Raw genomic sequence first — 22,356 nt, forward strand, 5'->3', positions numbered from 1 at the left:
GAAGTGCGCGAACCCGCGACTCAATCCACCGGACCCGGCGCAATCACCTCGCGCTGTCCGTTGATGCCCATCGACGACACCAGCCCCGCCGCTTCCATCGCTTCCACCAGCCGTGCGGCGCGGTTGTAGCCGATGCGGAACTGGCGCTGCACGAACGAGATGGAGGCGCGACGCGAGCGCAGCACGAACGCCGCGGCCTCGTCGTAGAGCGGGTCGAGTTCGGCATCGCCGCCGTCTTCGGCGAATAGTTCGCCGGAACCCTCGCTGGGCGGACCGGCCAGGATCTCATCCTTGTAGTCCGGCTCGCCGTAAAGCTTCAGGTGCGCCACCACGCGATGCACTTCCTCATCCGCGACAAAGGCGCCATGGATGCGCTGCGGATAACCGGTACCGGGCGGCAGGAACAACATGTCGCCCTGGCCCAGCAGGCTTTCGGCGCCCATCTGGTCGAGGATGGTGCGCGAGTCGATCTTGCTCGACACCTGGAACGCCACGCGGGTGGGAATGTTCGCCTTGATCAGGCCGGTGATCACGTCCACCGACGGACGCTGGGTGGCCAGGATCAGATGGATGCCGGCCGCGCGCGCCTTCTGCGCGAGGCGTGCGATCAGTTCCTCGATCTTCTTGCCGGCCACCATCATCAGGTCGGCCAGCTCGTCGATCACCACCACGATCATCGGCAAGGTATCGAGTGTCTCGGGCACTTCCGGATGCGCGGGGAAGGGATTGAGCAACGGACGTCCAGACGCCCGTGCCTCGCGCACCTTCTGGTTGAAGCCGGCGAGGTTGCGCACACGCAGGTCCGACATCACCCGGTAGCGGTTCTCCATCTCCGCCACACACCACGCCAGCGCGTTGGCGGCCAGCTTCATGTCGGTGACCACCGGCGCCAGCAGATGCGGAATGCCCTCGTATACCGAGAGTTCCAGCATCTTCGGGTCGATCATGATCATGCGCACGTCGTCGGGCGTGGCCTTGTACAGCATCGACAGGATCATCGCGTTGACCGCCACCGACTTGCCCGAACCGGTGGTGCCGGCCACCAGCATGTGCGGCGCCTTGGCCAGGTCGGCCACCACCGGCTCGCCGGTGATGCCCTTGCCCATCGCCAGCGTCAGCAGCGAATCGGAGCCGCGGTATGCCGGCGAATCGAGGATCTCCGACAACGCGATCATCTGCCGCTGTTCGTTCGGCAGTTCCAGGCCCATGCAGGTCTTGCCCGGAATGGTCTCGACCACGCGTATGGACGTCCGTCCGAGTCCACGCGCCAGATCCTTCATCAGCGCCACGATCTGGTTGCCGCGCACACCGACCGCGGGCTCCACCTCAAAGCGCGTGATCACCGGACCCGCCGACGCGCCCACCACGGTGACCGGCACCTTGAACTCGCGCAGGCGCTGCTCGATCAATTCGCTGGTATCCGCCAACTGCGCTTCATCGACCGAGCTGAAGTCGGGCCGCGGCGGTGCCAGCAGCGAAAGGGGTGGCAGCTGCGCGGCGGAACGCGTGCGCGTCGTCACGGTGACAGGCGACGGCGCGATGGTGGCGGCGGGCTGATCGTCATTGGCGGCGAGGTATCGGCCTGACGCAACAGGTACCGCGCCGACCAGGTTGGAGATGGGCTCCAGCTCTGGCTCGGCGATCGGCGCGTCGGTGGCTTCCGCTGCCCGGGCAACGTCCGCGTGCGCCGGCAGCGGCTCGGGCGCAATGGGCGTGATGACTGGCGCGGCGACAAAGTCGTCGATGGCGGCGTTGGCAGCGAGCTGCGGCGGCGCCACGATCAGCGGCGCCGGCTCGATCGCGGACACCGGTGGAACCGCGGCGGGAGCGACCACCGACGCCGGTCGACCCAGACGCTCGAGCGGTACGGTCGGCGCCGATGCGGCAGCGCGCGCACTCTTGGGCAGCAACCAGGGTTCGCGTATGACCTTCTCTTTGGCCGCGCTCGCGCGGGGACGTGGTGCGTATGCCGGCATGGCAGGTGACGCAGGCGCCGCACGTTCAACCGGCGAGGGCACTGGCGCAGTCACCGCCGCGGTACGGCGGACGTCCGTCGAAGCGCGACTGCGACGCGCCGGCGAGGTGCGATCAGCACGACGCACCGCACCGCGTCCGCGTTGGCCACCAAAGCGTGCCAGCGACAGTTCCAGCCCCCGGCTCAACAACGCGGCGAGCAGATCCACGCCGCTCACAAGGCGCTTGAACGCGGCACGCCTGGGGACACCGAGATACCAGGGCAGCGTGACCGCCAGCAAAGTCAGCATCAGCAGGCTGGTCAACGATGCACCCAGCACACTGCTGAACCCGCTGGCCAGCGCGCGGCAAACGGAGCCACCCGCGTTCGGGTCATCGGTGTAGTGGCCGACGATCAATCCTTCCAGCGTGGCGCTGGCCATCAGGACCAGCAAACCGCCCAACCAGCAGCGGATCGTGCCTTCACCACCAAACGCCGGCCGCCGCCCCGCGAATACAGGCCGCACGACACGCCAGATCAAGGGAATCAGCCAGAGGATGGACAGCCCGAAGCCGCCGAAGAAGAAAGTGAGCATGCCTGGGTTTGTTCAATAAGACGCGAGCAAGCTCAGCATGTTAGCGCCATCGCGTCATGGCCGTCAGCAAAGGGGGTTGTAACGGTCTGTTATTGCAGACAACGGCACATGGCTACTTGCCGATGCAGAACGAACTGAAGATCGCGCCCAACAGATCGTCGCTGGTGTAGCTGCCGGTGATTTCGCCCAGGGCATGCTGGGCCTGGCGCAGTTCTTCGGCGGCGAGTTCGCCGGCGCGGGTGGTGACCAGCGTGGCGTGGGCGTTGTGCAGATGCACGGCCACCTGCTCCAGCGCCAGCACATGTCGACGGCGCGCGCTGAACGCGCCTTCGCCGCTGCCGGCGCCCGCCAGTTGCTTGAGATGGTCGCGCAGGGCATCCAGGCCGACGCCGGTTTTCGCCGAGGCCCACACCCAGATCGCATCGTCGCGTGTTTCGTAGCGTGCGCCGGCCTGTTCCAGATCGATCTTGTTGATCAGCACCAGGCGCTCGACGCTGGGCGGAAGATCAGCGAGCAGGGCGAGATCGTGTTGCGCATGCTGCGCGTCGGTCACCAGCAGGGCGACATCGGCCCGCGCCAGTTCACCCTGGGCGCGGCGCACGCCTTCGCGTTCCACCGGATCATCGGTCTCGCGCAGGCCGGCGGTATCGGCCAGTTCCAGCGCGATGCCATCGAGGCTGAGCTGTTCGCGCAACACATCGCGGGTGGTGCCGGCAATGTCGGTGACGATGGCGCGGTCGCTGCCGGCCAGTGCATTGAGCAGGCTCGACTTGCCCGCGTTTGGACGTCCAATGATCGCCACCCGCAGGCCGTCGTTGAGGCGAACGCCTCGCTGCGCTTCGCGCAGCAGTTCGGCCAGCTGCGCCCGCAAGGCATCGAGCTGCCGCATGATGGCCGGGTCGGCGAGAAAGTCGATTTCCTCTTCGGGAAAATCGATGGCCGCTTCGATGTGCACGCGCAGCGCGATCAACGCCTGCTGCAAGGCGTCCACCTTGCGCGAGAACACGCCTTCCATCGAGCGCAGCGCGGCGCGGGCGCCGGCCTGCGAACGCGCGGCAATCAGATCGGCCACCGCCTCGGCCTGGGCCAGGTCGAGCTTGCCATTGAGGAAGGCGCGCTCGGTGAACTCGCCCGGTCGCGCCAGCCGTGCACCCATGGCGCAGACGCGGCGCAGCAGCGTATCGAGCAACACCGGGCTGCCGTGGCCCTGCAGTTCCAGCACATGCTCGCCGGTGTAGGAGGCAGGGGCGGGGAAGTACAGCAGCAGGCCGCGATCGATCAGTTCGCCATCGCGCTCGCGGAATGCGGTGAAGTGCGCGTGGCGCGGCTGCGGATCGCGTCCCAGCAGTTCGCCGGCGATGGCGGGAACGGCCGGACCGGAAACGCGCAACACACCGACACCGGCGGCGCCGGGTGCGCTGGCAATGGCGGCGATGGTGTCGATCGAGGTCATGGCGTGGATTATGGCGGTTGTGAGAGCGGGCTGGAGAACTTCAATGCTTTCTCTCCGTCGTCCTCGCGAAAGCGGGGACGACGATCGGAGGCGTCATGGTTTCCGGAAAAGAAAAAGGCCGCATCAGCGGCCTTTTTCTCTAGGTGCCCGAACGACTCAGGCGGCCGCCTTGGCCTTCTCTTCCGCGCGCTCGACGCTGCGCGTGATCAGCCACTGCTGCGCCAGGCTGGTGGCGCCGTTGACGACCCAGTACAGCACCAGGCCGGCCGGGAAGAAGAAGAACATCACGCCGAACAGCACCGGCATCACCTTCATCATCTTCTGCTGCGCCGGGTCCATGCCCGCCGCCGACGGCGACAGCCACTGGGTGGCCAGCATCACCAGCACGTACAGCACCGGCAACACGAAGAACGGATCGGGCGCCGACAGGTCATGGATCCAGCCGAAGAACGGCGAGTGACGCAGCTCCACGCTCTCCATCAGCACGCGGTACAGGCCGAAGAACACCGGCATGGTCACCAGCGCGGGCAGGCAGCCCGACATCGGGTTGACCTTCTCCTTCTTGTACAGCTCCATCATGGCCTGCTGCATCTTGACCTTGTCGTCGCCGTAACGCTCCTTCAGGGCGTTCACGCGCGGCTGCAGCTTGCGCATCTTGGCGCCGGAGCGGAACTGGGCGGCGGTCAGCTTCCACAGCGCCGCCTTCAGGCCCAGCACCAGCAGGATGATCGCCACGCCCCAGTTGCCGGTGAGGCCATGCAGCTTGGACAGCAGCCAGTGCAGCGGCTGCGATACCACGGTGAGCCAGCCGTAGTTGGTGGTCAGGTCCAGGCCCGGCGCCACCGCATCCAGCGTGCCCTGAAGCTTCGGGCCGATATACAGGCGCGAGGCGGTGGTGAGGCTCTGGCCCGGCGCCACGTTGAGCGACGGACCGACCGCGCGAACCAGGTAGATCGGCTGGGCCGTATCCGGGTTGATCACGCTGGTGGTATAGGCGTTGGCATCCTGCGCGGCCGGAATCCAGGCCACGAAGAAATAGTGCTGCAGCATCGACGCCCAGCCACCGGTGATCGTCTGGTTCAACGGCTTCTTGGCGAAATCGGCGAACGGCAGGGTGGAGAGCTTGTCTTCCGGGCTGTACCACGCGGCACCGTAGAAGCTGTGCGAGGAGGGGTCGCTGAAGTTCTGCCACCAGGTGTGTTGCTGGGCCGGCGCCACGCGCTGCAGTTGTTCGTAGGCGTTGCCCTGCCAGGCGGTGGGGGTGCCGTTGTCGATCTTCTGGTCCAGCGCCACGACATAGCTGCCGCGCTTGAGCGTGTAGGTCTTGGTGACCTTGAGGCCGGCCGCATCCTGCCAGGTGAGGTCGACCTTCAGTTCGTCCTGGCCCTGGGCCAGCGCGTAGCTGGTCTGCGCGGCCTGGAACACGGCGCGGTGGTCGGGCGCCTCACCCTGGTTGCTCACCAGGCCGCTCTGCGCCACGAAGTACTGCGCGCGGTCGTCGTCGAGCAGGCGCACCGGCGCCGGATCGGGATCCTTCTTGGTGCGCGGCACCGAGGGATAGCTGAGCAGTTCCGAACGCACCACGCTGCCGCCGCGCGTATCGATGGTGAGGCGCAGCAGGTCGGTGGTGAGGGTGATCAGCTGCGCCGATGCTTCCTGCGCCGTGCCGGGCACGGCAGCGGGAGCCGCGGCGGTGGTGGCGCCCGGCACGCTGCCGTCGGCGCTGGCCGGGGTGGCGGACGTCGACGAGCTGGCGACCGCGGCGGCAGGCTGCGGGGCGTAATCCTTCTCCCAGGCCATGAACAGCATGTAGGCCACGGCCAGCAGGGCGAAGATGAGGAAGGTACGCGTTTGATTCATCGCGAAGCAGATCCGATGGATGCCGCGACAGGGGGCCGCGGTGGGCGAAGGGAATAAAAGGTCAACGCACGATTGTGCCGGCCGTGTCGCCCGGCTTCAATGCGGTGTCGAGCCTCGCGGAGCGCAACTTCTTCCACAGCAGCTGAAGTTCGGCCAGCAGTTCGGGGCCGGGCAGGCCCACAGCCTGCTCGCGCGCCATCACCATGAGGTCGATGGGCGGAAGCTCAAGACGGGCGCGCCGGAAAGATTCGCGCACGAGGCGCTTGATGCGGTTGCGGTCCACCGCACGCTTGGAGACGCGCTTGGAGATGGCTAGGCCCAGGCGCGGATGTCCCAGGGAGTTGACCCGATAACGCACAGAAAAACAGCGGCCGCCGAAGCGGCCGCTGGCATGGCGCAGAGCAGCGAAATCACCGGCGCGGCGAAGCCGCGCCTCGCGCGGCAGGCCGGCGGCACGCATGACAGGCGTGCCGCTTACGGGATCAGGCGCTTGCGGCCCTTGGCGCGACGTGCGTTCAGGACCTTGCGGCCGTCGGCCGTCGCCATGCGGGCGCGGAAGCCGTGGGTACGGGCGCGCTTGAGCTTGCTGGGCTGGAAGGTTCGCTTCGACATGGCTTCGTCCGAAGTTAAAGTGATAAAAAGGTTGGAGATTATGCGGAGTATGGTTGGCCCCTGTCAAATCGGGTCGTTTTTGGCTTGACAAGGGGCTGTTGGTTTCCTGTGGATATCCGTGTGGATATCCATGCCGACTGGGAGGGTTCGTGCTGCTAGACTTGCCGGTCCACCCCGCGCGCAAGCGCTCCTTCCAGTGGTTGAAAACGATCCCATGAGTGAACTGTGGCGGCGCTGTCTCGAGCGTCTCGAGGGCGAATTGAACGCCGAAGACCTGCATACGTGGCTGATGCCGCTGCAGGCGCGCGATGACACCCATGGCCTGCAGCTGTTCGCCCCCAATCCGTACACCCTCGATACGGTGCGCGAGCGCTACCTGGCCCGCATCGAAACGGTGATCAGCCAGCTCACCGGTCACGAGCTGACCGTGCGGCTGGAAGTGGGCTCCAGCTCGCCCCGCGCCAATGCCAGCGGCAAGGCGGCACCGCCCGTGGCAGCGCCGGCGAAGGCCGCGCCCGCCGTGGCCGAACCGCCGGCGCCCAGCTTCAACCACAACCTGGACCCGCACTACACCTTCGAAACCTTCGTCGAGGGCAAGTCCAACCAGCTGGGCAAGGCCGCCGCCATGCAGGTGGCGATGAACCCGGGCCGCGCCTACAACCCGCTGCTGCTGTACGGCGGCACCGGCCTGGGCAAGACCCATCTGATGCACGCCACCGGCAACCTGATGCGCGAGCGCAATCCGGACTTCAAGGTGCTGTACCTGCGCTCGGAGCAGTTCGTCGGCTCGATGATCGAGGCGCTGCGCACCAAGAGCATGGACGAGTTCAAGCGCCGCTTCCGCTCGGTGGATGCGCTGCTGATCGACGACATCCAGTTCTTCGCTGGCAAGGACACCACCCAGGAAGAGTTTTTCCACACCTTCAACGCGCTGTTCGAGTCCAAGCAGCAGATCATCCTCACCTGCGACCGCTACCCGAAGGAAGTGGACAAGCTCGAGCCGCGCCTGAAGTCGCGCCTGGGCTGGGGCCTGTCGGTGGCGATCGAGCCGCCGGATTTCGAGACGCGTGCGGCGATCCTGCTGGCCAAGGCGCACGACAAGGGCGTGGCGGTGAGCGAGAACGTGGCGATGCTGCTGGCCAAGCGCATCCGCTCCAACGTGCGCGACCTGGAAGGGGCGCTCAATACGCTGGCGGCGCGGGCCAATTTCTACGGCAAGCCCATCACCATCGACTTCGCCGAGGAAACACTGCGCGACCTGCTGGCCACGCACGCCCAGGCGGTGACGGTGCCCAACATCCAGAAGATCGTGGCCGACTACTACCAGGTGCGCCTGCAGGATCTGCTGTCCAAGCGCCGCGTGCGCTCGCTGGCCCGTCCGCGCCAGATCGCCATGGCGCTGTCCAAGGAGCTCACCGAGCACAGCCTGCCGGAAATCGGCGAGGCGTTCGGCGGTCGCGACCACACCACGGTGCTGCACGCCTGCCGCACGATCAAGAAGTTGTGCGAGACGGACACCCGCATGCGGCAGGACTGGGAACAGTTGATCCGCATCCTTACCGGTTAATCGGCGCCTGTGCACTAAGCGCTTGAAAAGTAGTGTGGCAACCTGTGGATAATAGGTGGACGATTCGGGTGGCGAAGTTATCCACAATCGACCCACAGTCATCCGGCCCTTTAGAACACAGTGCGAAAATCACCTAAAACGATGATTTTCATGGTTTTTTTCGGTTTTAAAAGTTATCCACGCCACCTACCACCACTACAGAACTTCTTTTAAAAACAGAAAAGCAGGTTTAGGGGAAGCGAAAATATGCAATTCAGCATCCAACGAGAAGCGCTGCTCAAACCGTTGCAGCAAGTCGTAGGCGTCGTCGAACGTCGCCAGACGCTGCCGGTCCTCGCCAACCTGCTGGTCAAGGTCGCCGACGGCAAAGTGTCGCTGACCGGCACCGACCTGGAAGTGGAGATGATCGCCACCACGGCCGCTGACAAGCTGGTCGACGGTGAAATCACCATCCCTGCCCGCAAGCTTTTCGACATCGTGCGTGCCTTGCCGGATGGCGCCCACATCGAACTGAAGCTCAACGGCGATCGCGTCGCCCTCAATGCGGGACGCAGCCGGTTCACGCTGGCTACCTTGCCGGCCACCGAATTCCCGACCATCGATGAAATAGAGCTGGTTGAGCGGGTAGCGCTGCCGGAAGAGGTGTTGCGCGACCTGATGGAGCGCACCGCCTTCGCCATGGCCAATCAGGACGTGCGTTACTACTTGAACGGCATGCTGCTGGATCTTCAGGAACACACGCTTCGCTGCGTCGCCACTGACGGCCACCGTCTGGCGCTCAAGGAAACCAAGCTCGACAGCAAGGTGACGGCGCGTCGCCAGATCATCATTCCGCGCAAGGGCGTGAACGAGCTGGTCGGCTTGTTCGAAACCGGCGATGGGGAAGTGGAGCTGGAATTCGGGCGCAACCACCTGCGCGTGCGCCGCGGCGACGTGGTGTTCACCTCCAAGCTGATCGACGGCCGGTTCCCGGACTACGAGGCGGTGATTCCGCTGGGCGCGGACAAGCACGCCACGCTGGATCGCGAAGTGTTGCGAGGCGCCCTGCAGCGTGCAGCCATTCTTTCCAACGAGAAGTACCGCGGCGTGAAGCTGGAGCTGTCGCCGGGCAAGCTGCGCATCGTGGCGCACAATCCCGAGCAGGAAGAGGCCGTGGAAGAGCTGGAAGCCGATACCGTGGTGTCGGATCTGGCGGTGGGCTTCAACGTGGGCTACCTGCTGGACGCTTTGGCCGCGTTGCGCGGCGAGCGTGCCCGCCTGAACCTGCGCGACGCCCAGTCCAGCTGCCTGGTGCAGGAAGACGACAACGATCAGGCTCGCCACGTGATCATGCCGCTGCGGCTCTGATGTCGGTCCATCGTTTGCGTAAGCGGGGCAAGACCCTAGGCAACGCCGGAGCTGTCGCAAGACGCTCCGGCGTTCTTGCATGGGGAACGCGCTGACATGTGGCTGGAAAGCCTGCGCATCCGAGGCTTGCGCTGTCTGGATGATGTCACCGTGCCGTTGAGCCCCGGCATGACGGTGTTTGCCGGACCCAACGGGGCGGGCAAGACCAGTCTGCTGGAAGCGGCCTTTCTGCTGTCCCATGCGCGCTCGTTTCGCAGTGGCGCGAAGGATGCGCTGTTGAAGCGGGGGGAAACCACGCTAGCCGTGTTTGCCGAGCTGCGCCATGCCGATGGGCGAGGTCGCCGGGTCGGACTGGGGCGGCAAGGCGGGCGTTGGGAGGCCCGCATGGATGGCGAGGCCGTTACCCTGAGCGAGCTGGTAGGGGAGTGCGCGGTGGTGTGCTTCGAGCCGGGTTCGCACGCGCTGATTGCCGGTGGCGCGGAAGAGCGTCGCCGTTACCTCGATTGGGGCGTGTTCCACGTGGAACATGACTTCATGTTGGCCTGGAGACGCTATCAGCGCGCCCTGAAGCAACGGAATTCATTGCTGCGGTCCAATTTGGCCATACCCGATGCCCAGTTTTTGCCCTGGGAGGCTGAGCTGGCCGGCTCTGCGGTGATCATCGATCGCCAGCGTGAGCTTTATCTGGAAGCACTTCGCCCCCATTTGGATGAAAGCATCCAGGCGTTGCTGCCCGAGCTCGGCTCGGTGGAGTTGCGTTACCGTCGAGGTTGGTCCGAGGATGTCGAGCTGCTCGACCTGCTGGCGACGCAGCGGGGTAGGGATCTGGCTCGCGGGCACACCAGCCTGGGTCCGCATCGCGCCGACTGGTCCATCGTGTTTGAACACGCACCGCTGCGAGAGCATCTGTCGCGCGGGCAGGAGAAGCTCACCGCATTGGCCTGCGTCTTGGCGCAGGCGTCGCTTTACGCACAACGACGGGGCGAGTGGCCCGTGGTCTGCCTGGATGATCTGGCCTCGGAACTGGACAAGGCTCATCAGGCGGCCCTGGTAGGGCAATTGCAGGCGGTGGGTGCCCAGGTACTGGTCACTGGCACCGAGGTTCCTGAGGCTCTCCAGGGCGGTCCAGCCCATGTGTTCCACGTGGAACAGGGTTGTCTCAGCCCCCTGCTATAATCCACCGATTGTGTCCCCAGCCCGGCCTTTATGGCGCCGTCCGGGCGGGAAAAGGCGCCCAGGAAACGGTCGACGAATGAACGCATCCTACGATTCGAGCAACATCAAGGTCCTGAAAGGTCTGGAAGCGGTGCGCAAGCGCCCTGGCATGTACATCGGTGATACCGATGATGGCACCGGCCTGCACCACATGGTGTTCGAAGTCGTCGACAACTCCATCGATGAAGCCCTGGCCGGCTATTGCGACCATGTCACCGTCACCATCCTCGAGGATGGCTCGGTCAGCGTCAGCGATAACGGCCGTGGCATCCCGGTGGACACCCATCCGGAAGAAGGGCGCTCCACTGCGGAAGTGGTGATGACCGTGCTGCATGCCGGTGGCAAGTTCGACGCCAATTCCTACAAGGTTTCCGGCGGCCTGCATGGCGTGGGCGTGTCCGTGGTCAATGCGCTCAGCTCGCACCTGTGGCTGACCATTTTCCGCGAGGGCAAGGAGTACCAGCAGGAATACGCCCATGGCGAGCCGCTGTACCCGATCAAGCCCGTGGCCGATTCCAGCAAGCGTGGCACCACCGTGCGCTTCCTGCCCAGCACCGGCACGTTCACCAACGTCGAATTCCATTACGACATCCTGGCCAAGCGCCTGCGCGAGCTGGCGTTCCTCAACTCGGGCGTCACCATCGACCTGAAGGATGAGCGTGGGGAAGGCCGCAGCGACCGTTTTGCCTATGAGGGCGGCATCAAGTCGTTCGTGCAGCACCTGGCGCAGCTCAAGACCGCGCTGCACCCGAACGTGATCAGCCTCAGCGCCCAGCAGGACGGCATCTCGGTGGAACTGGCGATGCAGTGGACCGACTCCTACCAGGAGACGATGTTCTGCTTCACCAACAACATCCCGCAGCGCGACGGTGGCACCCATCTCACCGGTTTCCGCGCGGCGCTGACGCGCTCCTTGCAGGGCTACATCGAGAAGGAAGGCCTGGCCAAGAACGCCAAGGTGGCGCTGTCGGGCGACGACATGCGCGAAGGCCTGATCGCCGTGCTGTCGGTGAAGGTCCCCGACCCGAAGTTCTCCTCGCAGACCAAGGACAAGCTGGTTTCCTCCGAGGTGAAGACCGCGGTGGAGCAGGCCGTCAACGAGAAGCTCGGCGAGTTCCTGCTGGAGCATCCGAACGAAGCCAAGGCGATCGCCTCCAAGGTGGTCGACGCCGCCCGCGCCCGCGAAGCCGCCCGCAAGGCGCGCGAGATGACCCGCCGCAAGGGCGCGCTGGATATCGCCGGCCTGCCGGGCAAGCTGGCCGACTGCCAGGAGAAAGATCCGGCGCTGTGCGAACTGTTCCTGGTCGAGGGTGACTCCGCCGGCGGTTCGGCCAAGCAGGGCCGCAACCGCAAGACCCAGGCCGTGCTGCCGTTGAAGGGCAAGATCCTCAACGTGGAGAAGGCCCGTTTCGACAAGATGCTCGCCTCCGCCGAAGTCGGCACGCTGATCACCGCGCTCGGCACCGGCATCGGCAAGGAGGAATACAACCCCGACAAGCTGCGCTACCACCGCATCGTCATCATGACCGACGCGGACGTGGACGGCTCGCATATCCGTACCCTGCTGCTGACCTTCTTCTACCGCCAGATGCCCGAGCTGATCGAGCGCGGCCACGTCTACATCGGCCTGCCGCCGCTGTACAAGATCAAGCAGGGCAAGCAGGAGCTGTATCTGAAGGACGATGCAGCCCTCAACGGCTACCTGGTGTCCAGCGCCGTGGACGGCGCCGAGCTGCAGTACTCGCCACACGCCCCCGGTATCTCCGGCGAGGCGCTGGAAAAGCTGTTGCGCGACTATCAGGCCGCCCTGGACCAGATCGAACGCCTGGGCCATCGCTTCGACGCCAGCGTGCTCACCGCGCTGCTGGAACACGCGCCGATCGAACCGGCGCTGTGGGCCGACGCCACGGCCATGCAGGGTTGGCTGGCCGGCGTGGAATTGCGCCTCGCCGCCAGTGGCCTTGGCAAGCCGCGCTACCGCCTGGTGTTGCGCCCGGCGCTGGACGATGAACACCCGGCCGCCATCGAAGTGGTGCGCGACCAGCACGGACTCAGCCACACCTGGCTGCTGCCGCAGCCGTTCTTCACCAGCAACGAGTTCCGTCCGATCCTGCACGTCAGCCAGCAGTTGTCCGGGCTTATCCAGCCCGATGCCGTGGTTCGCCGTGGCAACGGCTCGCGCGGCGTGCAGAGCTTTGCCGAAGCGCGCCACTGGCTGCTGGAAGAGGGCAAGAAGGGTCGCACCATCCAGCGCTTCAAGGGCCTGGGTGAAATGAATCCGGAGCAGCTGTGGGAAACCACCGTCAACCCGGATACCCGTCGCATGTTGCAGGTGGGCATCGAAGACGCCTTCGCGGCCGACCAGATGTTCTCCATGTTGATGGGCGAGGCGGTTGAGCCGCGTCGCGATTTCATCGAAGCCAACGCGCTGAAGGTGGCTAATCTGGACATTTAAAGGCTACGTGCCGGCGTTGGCGGTCGTCGCGTGACGGCCGTCACGCCGGCTTTCGTTTTCCCTGTCGTACTAGCCTGTTAGCACATTAGTACATGAAGACAGCGGCGATAACCGCGCGATTTCCAGGGCAAAAAGTCATGGCTGCCATGATGCTGATGCTTGAAAATCACGTCCAGTCGCCGGCGTATGGTTCAACTTATTGATTATTAACAATCTTTGTTATGGCGCTGCGACTTGTTATCTGCCACCTAGTCAGGTTACGCTCAGCGATCCCCCCGTGCCTCCGGCGCGAGAACACCTACACTCGAGGACTGCCATGAAGCGTGTTGCCCTGATCAAGATGCTCGCAGGTACGGCGCTGGCCCTGGCCGTGGTGAGCACCCCGGTCATCGCAGGCGACAGCTCTTCCAAAGACAAGAAGGAAGTGCTGTACCCCAACGCCACCCGCAAGGAACCGAAGCTGGACCTGACCAGCGAGAAGGACCAGAAGGCCATCAACGACGGCCTCGATGCGGTCAATGCGCAGGACAAGGCCAAGGCCGAGCAGATCCTCCAGCCCATCGCCGACAGCAGCAAGAGCAAGTACGCCCAGGCGCTCGCCCTGCAGGGCCTGGCCAACGTGCACTACAACGACGGCGACGTGAAGGGCGCCATCGACCTGCTCAAGCGCGCGCTGGACAACGGCGTACTGCCGAACGACACCTACTTCCAGCTCGAGTACATGCTTGCCCAGTTCTACCTGGCCGACGAGCAGTACCAGCCTGCCCTGGACACCATCGCCAAGTGGCGCGCCGAAGGCCGCAAGGAGACCCCGGAGTCCTATGCGCTGGAAGGCAACGCCTACTACCGCCTGCAGAAGTACCCGGAAGCCATCGCCGCCATCAAGAAGGCGCAGTCGATGACCGACAAGCCGAATGACAGCTGGAACCAGCTGCTGCTGGCCTGCTACTCGGAATCGGGTCAGTCCGACCAGGCCGCCCAGGTGGCGCAGGCGCAGCTTGCCGCCAACCCGAACGACACCACTGCCCTGAACAACGCCGTCGCCGTGCTGATGCAGGCGCAGAAGTATCCGGAAGCCATCGCGCTGATGGAGAAGGCCCAGGCCGCTGGCGCGTTCAAGTCCGAAAAGGACTACGTGAACCTTGCCAAGCTGTACCTGATCACCGGCCAGGACAGCGAAGATCCGAAGGGCCCGGCCAGCAAGGCGGTGGCTACCCTCACCGACGGCATGAACAAGGGCGTGGTCACGCCCACCTACGAAAACTACAAGCTGCTCGCTGACGCCTCCTATGTGGCTGGCGATTCGAGCAAGGCGATTGCTGCTTATCAGAAGGCGATCCCGCTGGCCAGCGACGGCGAGGCTGCCGTACGCGCCGGCCAGCTGCTGATCGAGCAGAGCAAGTACAGCGAGGCCAAGGGCCTCATTCAACAGGGCATCGACAAGGGCGTGCAGCACAAGGGCACTGCTTATATGTTGCTGGCCGAAGCGTGCCGTGGCCTGAAGGACAAGCCGGGCACGATCGCAGCCATGGAGAAGGCCGCACAGGACCCTGAAACCTCAGCAAAAGCCAAGGCTTGGCTGAAGGCGCAGGCGTCCAGCAAGTAAGGCAGGCCGTATGACGGCCGTGAGGCAGATGGACGTCCATTCGGATGCCTCACGAAAGCTATACAAATGCCATGTGCTGTTGTACCGTTGGAATCTTTCCGTGCTCTCGTCCAGTGGCAAATGTCATCCCTCTTTGGATCGATATTGCCACCGGGTGCCGTGACCACGTCTCCTCGTTTGATTAGCTCCAGATTAGTGACAGATGGCCTCAAGTAACGAAGCAACCGGCCAAGGGCCGTTTAATTGGAGGCGTACCTGGGCGCTGGCTGTTGCCATCGCGCTGCATGCGTTCGCGTTCCTGTTGCTGGTGGCGCCTATGGCACCGCCGAAGCAGGCACAGAAAGAAAAAGAACGCACTGTCCAGGTGAACTTTATCGAGCCGCCGCCGCCGCCGCCGCCGCCGCCGCCGCCGCCGCCGGAGCCGCCGAAGCAGCCGCCGCCGAAGATCATCCAGCAGGTGAAGCCGCCGCCGACCCCGCCGCCGCCGGCTCCGCCGCCGGCTGTCGAGGAGGCGAACACCAACGCCGTCGCGGCAGCACCGCCGGCTCCGCCTGCTCCCCCGGCTCCGCCTGCAGATATCACGGCCAGCCAGGACATCAGCTATAACAGTCGTATCCAGCCCAAGTATCCGCCGCAGGCGATTCGCCAGCGTCACGAGGGCACGGTAACGCTGATGATCCTGGTCGGTGTGGACGGTTCGCCGAAGGACATCAAGGTGGAATCGTCCAGCGGTTATCGCGAGCTGGACCAGGCCGCGATTGAAACGGCACGCAAGTGGCGCTTCAATCCGAACATCAGGAACGGGCAAAAGACGGAAGGTTATGTCCGTGTTCCGATCAACTTCAATCTCAATCAGCTGTAACCGAAGGTTACGGTTAATCAGTTCACGCTTGACTTTCCAAGGGTAGCGTTATGTTCCAACAGACTCCTCCAGCCCCCACGGGCGGTACCACCAACGCCGAAGCCATGAAGTCGATGGGCTTTGACCACCTCATCCACAACTTCGATTTCCTTGGCTGGATCGTGTTTGTGGTGCTCGTGGTGATGTCCTTCTCCTCGTGGTACTTCATTGTCGCCAACGCCATCCGCAACTCGATGGTCCGCGGTCGCGCCGACAAGGTCATCAACGGCTTTTGGGCCAACGGCTCCACCCAGGACGCGATTCGCGAACTGGAAGCCCAGCCCAAGGGCGAACCGTTCTCCAAGATCGCCCTCGACGCCGCTTCGGCCGTCGCGCATCACCAGCAGGCTTCGGCCGGCGGTGGTCGCCTCGCCGAGTCGCTGAGCCGTTCGGAGTTCATCGACCGCGCCCTGCGCCAGGCCGTGGCTCGCGAGAGCCTGCGTCTGGAAGGCGGCCTGACCCTGCTCGCCACGGTCGGTTCGTCGGCTCCGTTCATCGGTCTTCTCGGTACCGTGTGGGGCATCTACCACGCGCTGATCAAGATCTCCGCGTCGGGCAACGCCTCGATGGAAGCGGTGGCAGGTCCCGTGGGTGAAGCTCTGATCATGACCGCCTTCGGTCTGTTCACCGCTATCCCGGCCGTGCTTGCCTACAACTTCTTCAACCGCTCGAATCGCCTGACCTACGCTCAGTTCGACGAGTTCGCGCACGACCTGCACGACTTCTTCGCCACCGGCGCTCGCGTCGAAGGCAAGTGAGGATCTGACCCATGGCAATGAGCACCGGAGGCAATGCCGGCGGTCCGATGTCGGAGATCAACGTCACGCCGCTGGTCGACGTGATGCTGGTGCTGCTGATCATCTTCATGATCACGGCGCCGCTGATGTCCCATCGAATCACGGTGGAACTGCCGACTGCCAATCCGAAGGTTACGGATTCGGAGCCGGTGGAGCCGATGGACTTGGCCGTGAAGCCTGATGGTTCGATGTACCTCAATGACGTTGAAGTCACCGAGGCCGAGCTGAAGGCGCAGTTTGCGGTTGCGGCGGCGAAAGCCCCGCAGCCGGAACTGCAGATCCGTGCGGACAAGACCACGGAATACAAGATCGTGAAGAAGATCCTGGGCGACGCCAAGGATCAGGGCATGGTCCATGTCGGTTTCATCACGACCGGCAAGGAGTAACAGTCATGGCATTCAGTTCTGGAAGTGGTAGCGGGCCGATGGCTGACATCAACGTCACGCCGCTGGTCGACGTGATGTTGGTGCTGCTGATCATCTTCATGATCACGGCGCCGATACTTACCCATAAAGTGAAGATCGATCTGCCCCAGCCCAACCCGAATGTGGTCCAGCCGGAAAATCCGCCGGAACCCATTCGCCTGAAGATCGACCAGTCCGGCGCGCTGTACTGGAACGATACTCCGGTCGACGAGCTGGGCCTGAAGGCGCAGCTGGCGGTGATCGGTGGTCTGGGCGATCCGGCCAAGCAGCCGGAAGTGCAGATCAACGCGGACGACGCTGTGGCCTACGAGCACGTCGCTCGTGTGCTGTCCGATGCGAAGAGCTACGGCCTGACCAAGATCGGCTTCACCGAAGGCCAGTAATCCCGAAAGGGATTGCAGTAACACTACCCTTAGAACCCCCGCCTTGTGTGGGGGTTCTTTTTTGCGAGCGTGATAAACGCGGCGTGGCCGAAGCTATTTCCGCCGAGTCGGCCACAGCCGTTTAGACGGCTATTTGAAATGCCAGATCAGCGCAGGATCTGCAGGTATTTCCGCACCGTGGTGGCGAGCCCTTCATACAGTGCCTCACCGATCAGCGCGTGACCGATGGACACTTCGGCCAGCCCGGGAATGGCCGCCCTGAAGGTGCCGAGGTTGGCCTGGCTCAGATCATGGCCGGCGTTGACGGCCAACCCCGCATGCTGGGCGCGACGTGCGGTGTCGGCGCAGCGGTCCAGCTCTTCCTGCACCTGCCCTTCGGCGAATGCATGCGCGTAGGGTCCGGTGTAGATCTCGATACGTTCCACGCCGATATCCACGGCGGCTTCGAATCCGCTGGCGCCGGCATCGACGAACAGGCTCACGCGACTGCCGATATCGCGCAGTTCGGCCACGATGGGGCGCAGCACGTCGATATTGCGCTCCAGGTCGAAACCGTGATCGGAGGTGATCTGGCCATCGCTATCGGGTACCAGGGTGACCTGGGTGGGGCGTACCTCGCGCGCCAGTGCGATGAGGCCGGGATACGAGCCTCGCGCCGAGGCAAACGGGTTGCCCTCAATGTTGTATTCGACGCGCCCGCGCAACGCGGCAGCGAGTGCGCGGACATCATCCGGGCGCACATGGCGTTGGTCAGGGCGCGGATGCACGGTAATGCCGCCACAACCGGCTTCGATGCAGGTATGCGCGGCGCGCGTGATATCGGGTTCCGAGCCACCGCGCGAATTGCGCAGCACGGCGATCTTGTTGAGGTTGACGCTGAGCAGGGTCATGGGAAAGACGGTACTCGCAGACAGGACTGGCGTGGGCGCCGCGAAGGCGGCGGGTTGCAAACAGTGCGCCGATCAGCCTGCTTCGACAAGTGTCCACAGGCGCACGCGTCGGGGTTCGCCATGCCATGCCAGCGAACCGATGTGGTCGTGATCGAGCAACAGACGGTGCAGTTGCCACTGCCCGGCTTCATGGCCTTCCAGGCGCCCGAGCACGGGCGCATCGGATGGACCGCCGATGCTCAGGCGGTGCAGGCCAAAGGCAATGCCGCGTCCCAGCGCCTTGAGCACGGCTTCCTTGGCGGTCCACAGTTCAAGGAAGGCGCGATCGCGCTGCTGGTCGGGCAAGGCCTCCAGTGCGGCTGTCTCGTCGGGGCTGAAATAGCGCCTGGCAATGGATAAGGCGCGGGGATGCGGGCGCAGCCGCTCCAGGTCGACGCCCGGCGAGCAGCCGCGGGCGATGGCAATCAACGCCTGATCGCTGCTGTGTGTCCAGTTGAAGCCAAAGGCATCATGGTGGGCGGCGGCCAGCATGGGCCGGCCGTGCGCCGACTCCTCCAGTTGAACCTGTGCCACCGGCAGGCCGAGATAAGCCGCCAGCATGGCCAGCAGCGGCGCGCGACCTTGGCGATGGTCGTAGGCAAGCCGCCACACATGTATCTCGTCATCACCCAGCCGCTCTGCTACTTTCGCTGGCGTCTGGCCGTCCGTCGTCATCATCCTTCCATGGTGACGGTTGCGTGGCGATACTTTCAAGCCTGGCCGCTCATTCCCGCAGGGACGCTCTCATTACGGAGAATCGCGCTTGATCGCCGGATGGCTGCTGTTGCTGGTTTCGCTGCTCTACGTGGGCCTGCTGTTCGTGGTGGCCTACGCCGGCGACCGGCGGCCGCTGTATCCACGCCAGCCGCGCCTGCGACCGCTGGTGTACAGCCTGGCGTTGGCGGTGTACTGCTCGTCGTGGACGTTCTACGGCGCGGTGGGCACGGCAGCGCGCGATGGCCTGGCGTATCTGCCGATCTACCTGGGACCGATCCTGCTGTTCGTGTTTGGCTTCGGGTTGTTGCGTCGTCTGGTGCTGGTAGCGCGGCAGCGCAATATCACGTCGATCGCCGACTTCATCGGTGCGCGCTTTGGCAAGTCGCACGGCCTGGGCGCGCTGGTGGCCATCATCGCGGTCATCGCCGTGGTGCCCTACCTGGCGTTGCAGTTCAAGGCGGTGTCGATGTCCTACGCCGTGCTGGGCGGCTTTGGCGCACCCGGTTCCGCGCAGTTCGGCGACAGTGCGTTGTGGTGCGCGATCCTGCTGGCGACGTTCGCGATACTGTTTGGTACGCGCACCATCGATGCCACCGAGCATCACCACGGCATGATGCTCGCGATCGCGGTGGAATCGCTGATCAAGCTGTTCGTGTTCATCGCGCTGGCCGTCTATGCGCTGTGGCGCGGCCCGGGCCTGCAGGCGACGGCGCAGTTGCCGTTGCAACAGTTCTCCCAGGGCGTATCGCCCGGCTTTCTCGCACAGACGCTGCTCGCCTTCTGCGCGATGTTCTGCCTGCCGCGGCAGTTCCAGATTGGCGTGGTGGAATGCGAGGACCCGCGTGATCTGACCCGCGCACGTTGGCTGTTCCCCATCTACATGGTGATCGTCAGCCTGGCGGTGCTGCCCATCGTGGCCGCCGGCCTGCATCTGCCACAGGCGCCGTTGGGCAGCAAGGACGCGTGGGTGTTGACCTTGCCGATGGCCTACGGTGATCGCGGCATGGCCTTGCTGGCGTTTATCGGCGGCTTCTCCGCCGCGACCGGCATGGTGATCGTGGCCTGCGTGGCGTTGTCCACCATGATCAGCAATGACCTGGTGATGCCGATGCTGCTGCGCCTGCGCGCTTTCAAGCTGGAGCAGCGCGCGGACCTGTCCCAGCTGGTGTTGCTGGTACGTCGCGTCGCCATCATCGGCCTGGCCGCGATGGCCTATGTGTATTACCGGGTGGTGGCCGACACCACCAATCTGGCGGCGACCGGACTATTGGCCTTTGCCGCCGTGGCGCAGTTCGCGCCGGGCATCGTGGCGGCGCTGTATTGGCGCAGCGCCAGCCGCAAGGGCGTGGCGGTGGGCCTGGCCGTGGGTTTTTCCGCCTGGGCCTACACGCTGCTGCTGCCGGCGATGGGGCGCTCGGCCCACTGGCTGGATACCGGGCCGATGGGCCTCAGCTGGCTGCAGCCGCAGGCCTTGTTCCACTTGAGTGGATGGGACCCGGTGATGCATGGCACGTTCTGGTCGTTGCTGCTGAACGTGGCGTGCCTGATCTTTGTCTCGCTGCGCTTTCGCCCCACCCTGGAAGAACGACTGCACGCGGCGATGTTCATCGACCCCTATGCGATCGACAACCGTGGCGCGGGTGACTGGCGCGGCCGCGTCGCCGTGGCCGACCTGCGCACCATCGCCGAGCGCATCGTGGGCGAGCGGACCAGCCAGCGCGCGTTCGATGACTATGCCGAACGCCGCGGCAAGCCGCTGCAGGCGAGCGAGGCCGCGGATCGTGCGTTGATCCAGTACACCGAACGCCTGCTGGCCTCGGCCGTGGGCGCGGCCAGTGCGCGACGAATCCTGATGGGAGCGTTGTCGGGCTCGGGGCTGGATATCGCCGAGGCGATGGCGCTGATGGACGAGGCCTCGCAGGAACTGCGCTTCAATCGCGAGTTGCTGTCCACCACGTTGGAGAATGTGTCGCAAGGCATCAGCGTGGTTGATGCGGGCATGCGGCTGGTGGCGTGGAATCGCCGCTACCTGGAGTTGTTCGATTATCCCGACGGTATGGTTTATGTCGGCGTGCCGGTCGCCGACCTGATTCGCTGGAACGCCGAACACGGCGAATGTGGACCCGGCGAAGTGGAAGCGCATGTGGCCAAGCGCATCGGCCATATGCATGCCGGTTCGCCCCATCTGTTCCAGCGTATTCGTCCTGACGGTACCGTGATCGAGATGCGCGGGCGTGCGCTGCCCGGCGGTGGCTACGTCACCACCTATACCGACGTCACCGCGTACAAGCACGCCGAACAGGCCTTGATCGAAGCGAACGAAAACCTCGAACAACGCGTCGAGCAACGCACGGCCGAACTGAGCGAGGCACTCACCGCCACGGCCCACGCGCGTCGCGAAGCGGAGGCCGCCAATGCCTCGAAGACACGCTTCCTCGCCGCTGCCAGCCACGATCTGTTGCAGCCGTTGAACGCCGCGCGGCTGTTCACCTCGGCGTTGCGCCAGCATCCCGGCCTCGATAGCGAAGCAGGCCAGCTGGCCGAACGCATCGATGCCTCGTTCCGTGCGGCGGAAGACCTGCTCGATGCGCTGCTCGACACCTCGCGCCTGGATGCCGGCAGCTATCGTGCGGACATCAGCAACTTCGCCCTGGCCGACGTGTTCGATTCGTTGAAAGCGCAGTTTGCCGTGGTCGCCGAACAACGCGGCCTGCGCCTGCGCGTGGCACCGACCACGCTGGCCTTGCGCAGCGATCCGCAACTGCTGCGCCGCGTGCTGCAGAATTTCATTTCCAATGCGCTGCGCTACACGCGCGAGGGCGGCGTCCTGCTGGGCGCGCGGCGCATGGGCAGCGAGGTGCGCATCGAGGTGTGGGATACCGGTCCGGGCATCGCCGCCGAGCAGCGCGCACGCATCTTCGGCGAGTTCCAGCGGCTGGATCGACCGTCGCCGTGGGGCGAGAAGGGACTGGGCCTGGGCCTGTCCATCTGCGATCGCATCGCCGGCATCCTCGATCACCACCTAGAACTGGAATCGCGCGAAGGCAAAGGCAGCCGCTTTGCCATCCGTGTACCGCGCGTCGAGACGGCGGTGGCGCGGCGACGCACGGTCGCGCATCCGGTATCGAACGAACTGCTGCCGCTCACCGTGCTATGCCTCGACAACGACCTGTCGATACTCGACGGCATGCGCGCGCTATTGCAGCGCTGGGGCGTCGATTGCCGCACGGCGTTGGATGTGGCGCAGGCGCAGCAGGAACTGCGGCGTGGCCGTATCGACCTGATCCTGGCGGACTACCACCTCGCCGAGGACATGGATGGCTTGCAGGCGCTGGAGGAGCTGCGCGCAGCGGTGGGCGAGCTGCCGCCGGTGGCGATGATCACCGCCGATGGCAGCAGCGAGCTGAAGCAGCGCGCGCGTGCGCTGGGTTATCCGCTGTTGCACAAGCCGATTCGGCCGGCGGCGCTGCGCGCCTTGTTGAGCGCGTTGCTGCGGCGGAAGACGCCGGCTTAGCGGTGCTACTTCCTCCTCCGCTTTGC

General features: G+C 64.7%; 17 protein-coding genes. 10 read left to right on the top strand and 7 right to left on the bottom strand.

Going from position 1 to position 22,356, the window contains the following annotated elements:
* Positions 1–20: 20 nt before the first annotated feature.
* The 5 genes from MJ606_RS05845 to rpmH form a co-directional block, all read right to left on the bottom strand.
* Entirely contained in the window at positions 21–2,549 is a 2,529-nt protein-coding gene (locus tag MJ606_RS05845; RefSeq protein ID WP_279236626.1) for a DNA translocase FtsK, read from the bottom strand.
* Between the two features lie 112 nt (positions 2,550–2,661).
* Complete coding sequence (gene mnmE, locus MJ606_RS05850) at positions 2,662–4,002, bottom strand: tRNA uridine-5-carboxymethylaminomethyl(34) synthesis GTPase MnmE (protein ID WP_243048449.1); 1,341 nt, start codon at positions 4,000–4,002, stop codon at positions 2,662–2,664.
* A gap of 156 nt (positions 4,003–4,158) precedes the next feature.
* Positions 4,159–5,862: a membrane protein insertase YidC gene (gene yidC / locus MJ606_RS05855; protein ID WP_243048450.1), complete on the bottom strand. Its 1,704-nt coding sequence runs from the start codon at positions 5,860–5,862 to the stop codon at positions 4,159–4,161.
* 61 nt (positions 5,863–5,923) lie between these two features.
* A complete protein-coding gene (rnpA, locus tag MJ606_RS05860) occupies positions 5,924–6,322 on the bottom strand; it encodes a ribonuclease P protein component (protein WP_243048451.1) in 399 nt (132 codons plus the stop codon).
* 14 nt (positions 6,323–6,336) lie between these two features.
* Positions 6,337–6,474, bottom strand: a complete 138-nt coding sequence (gene rpmH / locus MJ606_RS05865) for a 50S ribosomal protein L34 (protein WP_038622724.1) — start codon at positions 6,472–6,474, stop codon at positions 6,337–6,339.
* Between the two features lie 214 nt (positions 6,475–6,688).
* On the opposite strand from rpmH, the gene dnaA reads away from it, so the two are divergent.
* The 9 genes from dnaA (at position 6,689) to MJ606_RS05910 (ending at position 17,170) form a co-directional block, all read left to right on the top strand.
* Positions 6,689–8,041, top strand: coding sequence for a chromosomal replication initiator protein DnaA (dnaA, locus tag MJ606_RS05870; protein ID WP_243048452.1), 1,353 nt, complete (start codon positions 6,689–6,691; stop codon positions 8,039–8,041).
* A gap of 246 nt (positions 8,042–8,287) precedes the next feature.
* Positions 8,288–9,388 carry a DNA polymerase III subunit beta gene (gene dnaN, locus MJ606_RS05875; protein WP_243048453.1) on the top strand — a complete coding sequence of 367 codons (1,101 nt, stop codon included), beginning with the start codon at positions 8,288–8,290 and terminating at the stop codon, positions 9,386–9,388.
* Between the two features lie 96 nt (positions 9,389–9,484).
* Complete coding sequence (recF, locus tag MJ606_RS05880; protein WP_243048454.1) at positions 9,485–10,564, top strand: DNA replication/repair protein RecF; 1,080 nt, start codon at positions 9,485–9,487, stop codon at positions 10,562–10,564.
* A gap of 76 nt (positions 10,565–10,640) precedes the next feature.
* Positions 10,641–13,058 (top strand): DNA topoisomerase (ATP-hydrolyzing) subunit B, encoded by a 2,418-nt coding sequence (gene gyrB, locus MJ606_RS05885; RefSeq protein ID WP_243048455.1) that lies wholly within the window; start codon positions 10,641–10,643, stop codon positions 13,056–13,058.
* Between the two features lie 316 nt (positions 13,059–13,374).
* On the top strand, positions 13,375–14,664 hold the full coding sequence (locus MJ606_RS05890) for a tetratricopeptide repeat protein (RefSeq protein ID WP_243048456.1): 1,290 nt from the start codon (positions 13,375–13,377) through the stop codon (positions 14,662–14,664).
* A 202-nt stretch (positions 14,665–14,866) separates the two neighbouring features.
* Entirely contained in the window at positions 14,867–15,526 is a 660-nt protein-coding gene (locus tag MJ606_RS05895) for an energy transducer TonB (protein WP_243048457.1), read from the top strand.
* A 50-nt stretch (positions 15,527–15,576) separates the two neighbouring features.
* On the top strand, positions 15,577–16,323 hold the full coding sequence (locus MJ606_RS05900) for a MotA/TolQ/ExbB proton channel family protein (protein WP_243048458.1): 747 nt from the start codon (positions 15,577–15,579) through the stop codon (positions 16,321–16,323).
* An 11-nt stretch (positions 16,324–16,334) separates the two neighbouring features.
* The gene (locus MJ606_RS05905) at positions 16,335–16,748 is read left to right on the top strand and encodes a biopolymer transporter ExbD (RefSeq protein WP_243048459.1); all 414 of its coding nucleotides are present in this window, start codon (positions 16,335–16,337) and stop codon (positions 16,746–16,748) included.
* Positions 16,749–16,753: 5 nt separating this feature from the next.
* On the top strand, positions 16,754–17,170 hold the full coding sequence (locus MJ606_RS05910; protein WP_243048460.1) for a biopolymer transporter ExbD: 417 nt from the start codon (positions 16,754–16,756) through the stop codon (positions 17,168–17,170).
* A gap of 146 nt (positions 17,171–17,316) precedes the next feature.
* Here the strand turns inward: MJ606_RS05910 and MJ606_RS05915 are convergent, their stop codons facing one another.
* The gene (locus MJ606_RS05915; protein ID WP_243048461.1) at positions 17,317–18,060 is read right to left on the bottom strand and encodes a pyridoxine 5'-phosphate synthase; all 744 of its coding nucleotides are present in this window, start codon (positions 18,058–18,060) and stop codon (positions 17,317–17,319) included.
* Between the two features lie 72 nt (positions 18,061–18,132).
* Entirely contained in the window at positions 18,133–18,711 is a 579-nt protein-coding gene (locus tag MJ606_RS05920) for a 4'-phosphopantetheinyl transferase superfamily protein (RefSeq protein WP_343214795.1), read from the bottom strand.
* Positions 18,712–18,862: 151 nt separating this feature from the next.
* Between MJ606_RS05920 and MJ606_RS05925 the strand changes: the two genes are divergently transcribed.
* Positions 18,863–22,330: a PAS domain-containing hybrid sensor histidine kinase/response regulator gene (locus MJ606_RS05925; protein WP_243048463.1), complete on the top strand. Its 3,468-nt coding sequence runs from the start codon at positions 18,863–18,865 to the stop codon at positions 22,328–22,330.
* Positions 22,331–22,356 lie beyond the last annotated feature (26 nt).

It is taken from the genome of Dyella sp. RRB7, assembly GCF_022761115.1.
Classification (GTDB): Bacteria; Pseudomonadota; Gammaproteobacteria; order Xanthomonadales; family Rhodanobacteraceae; genus Dyella.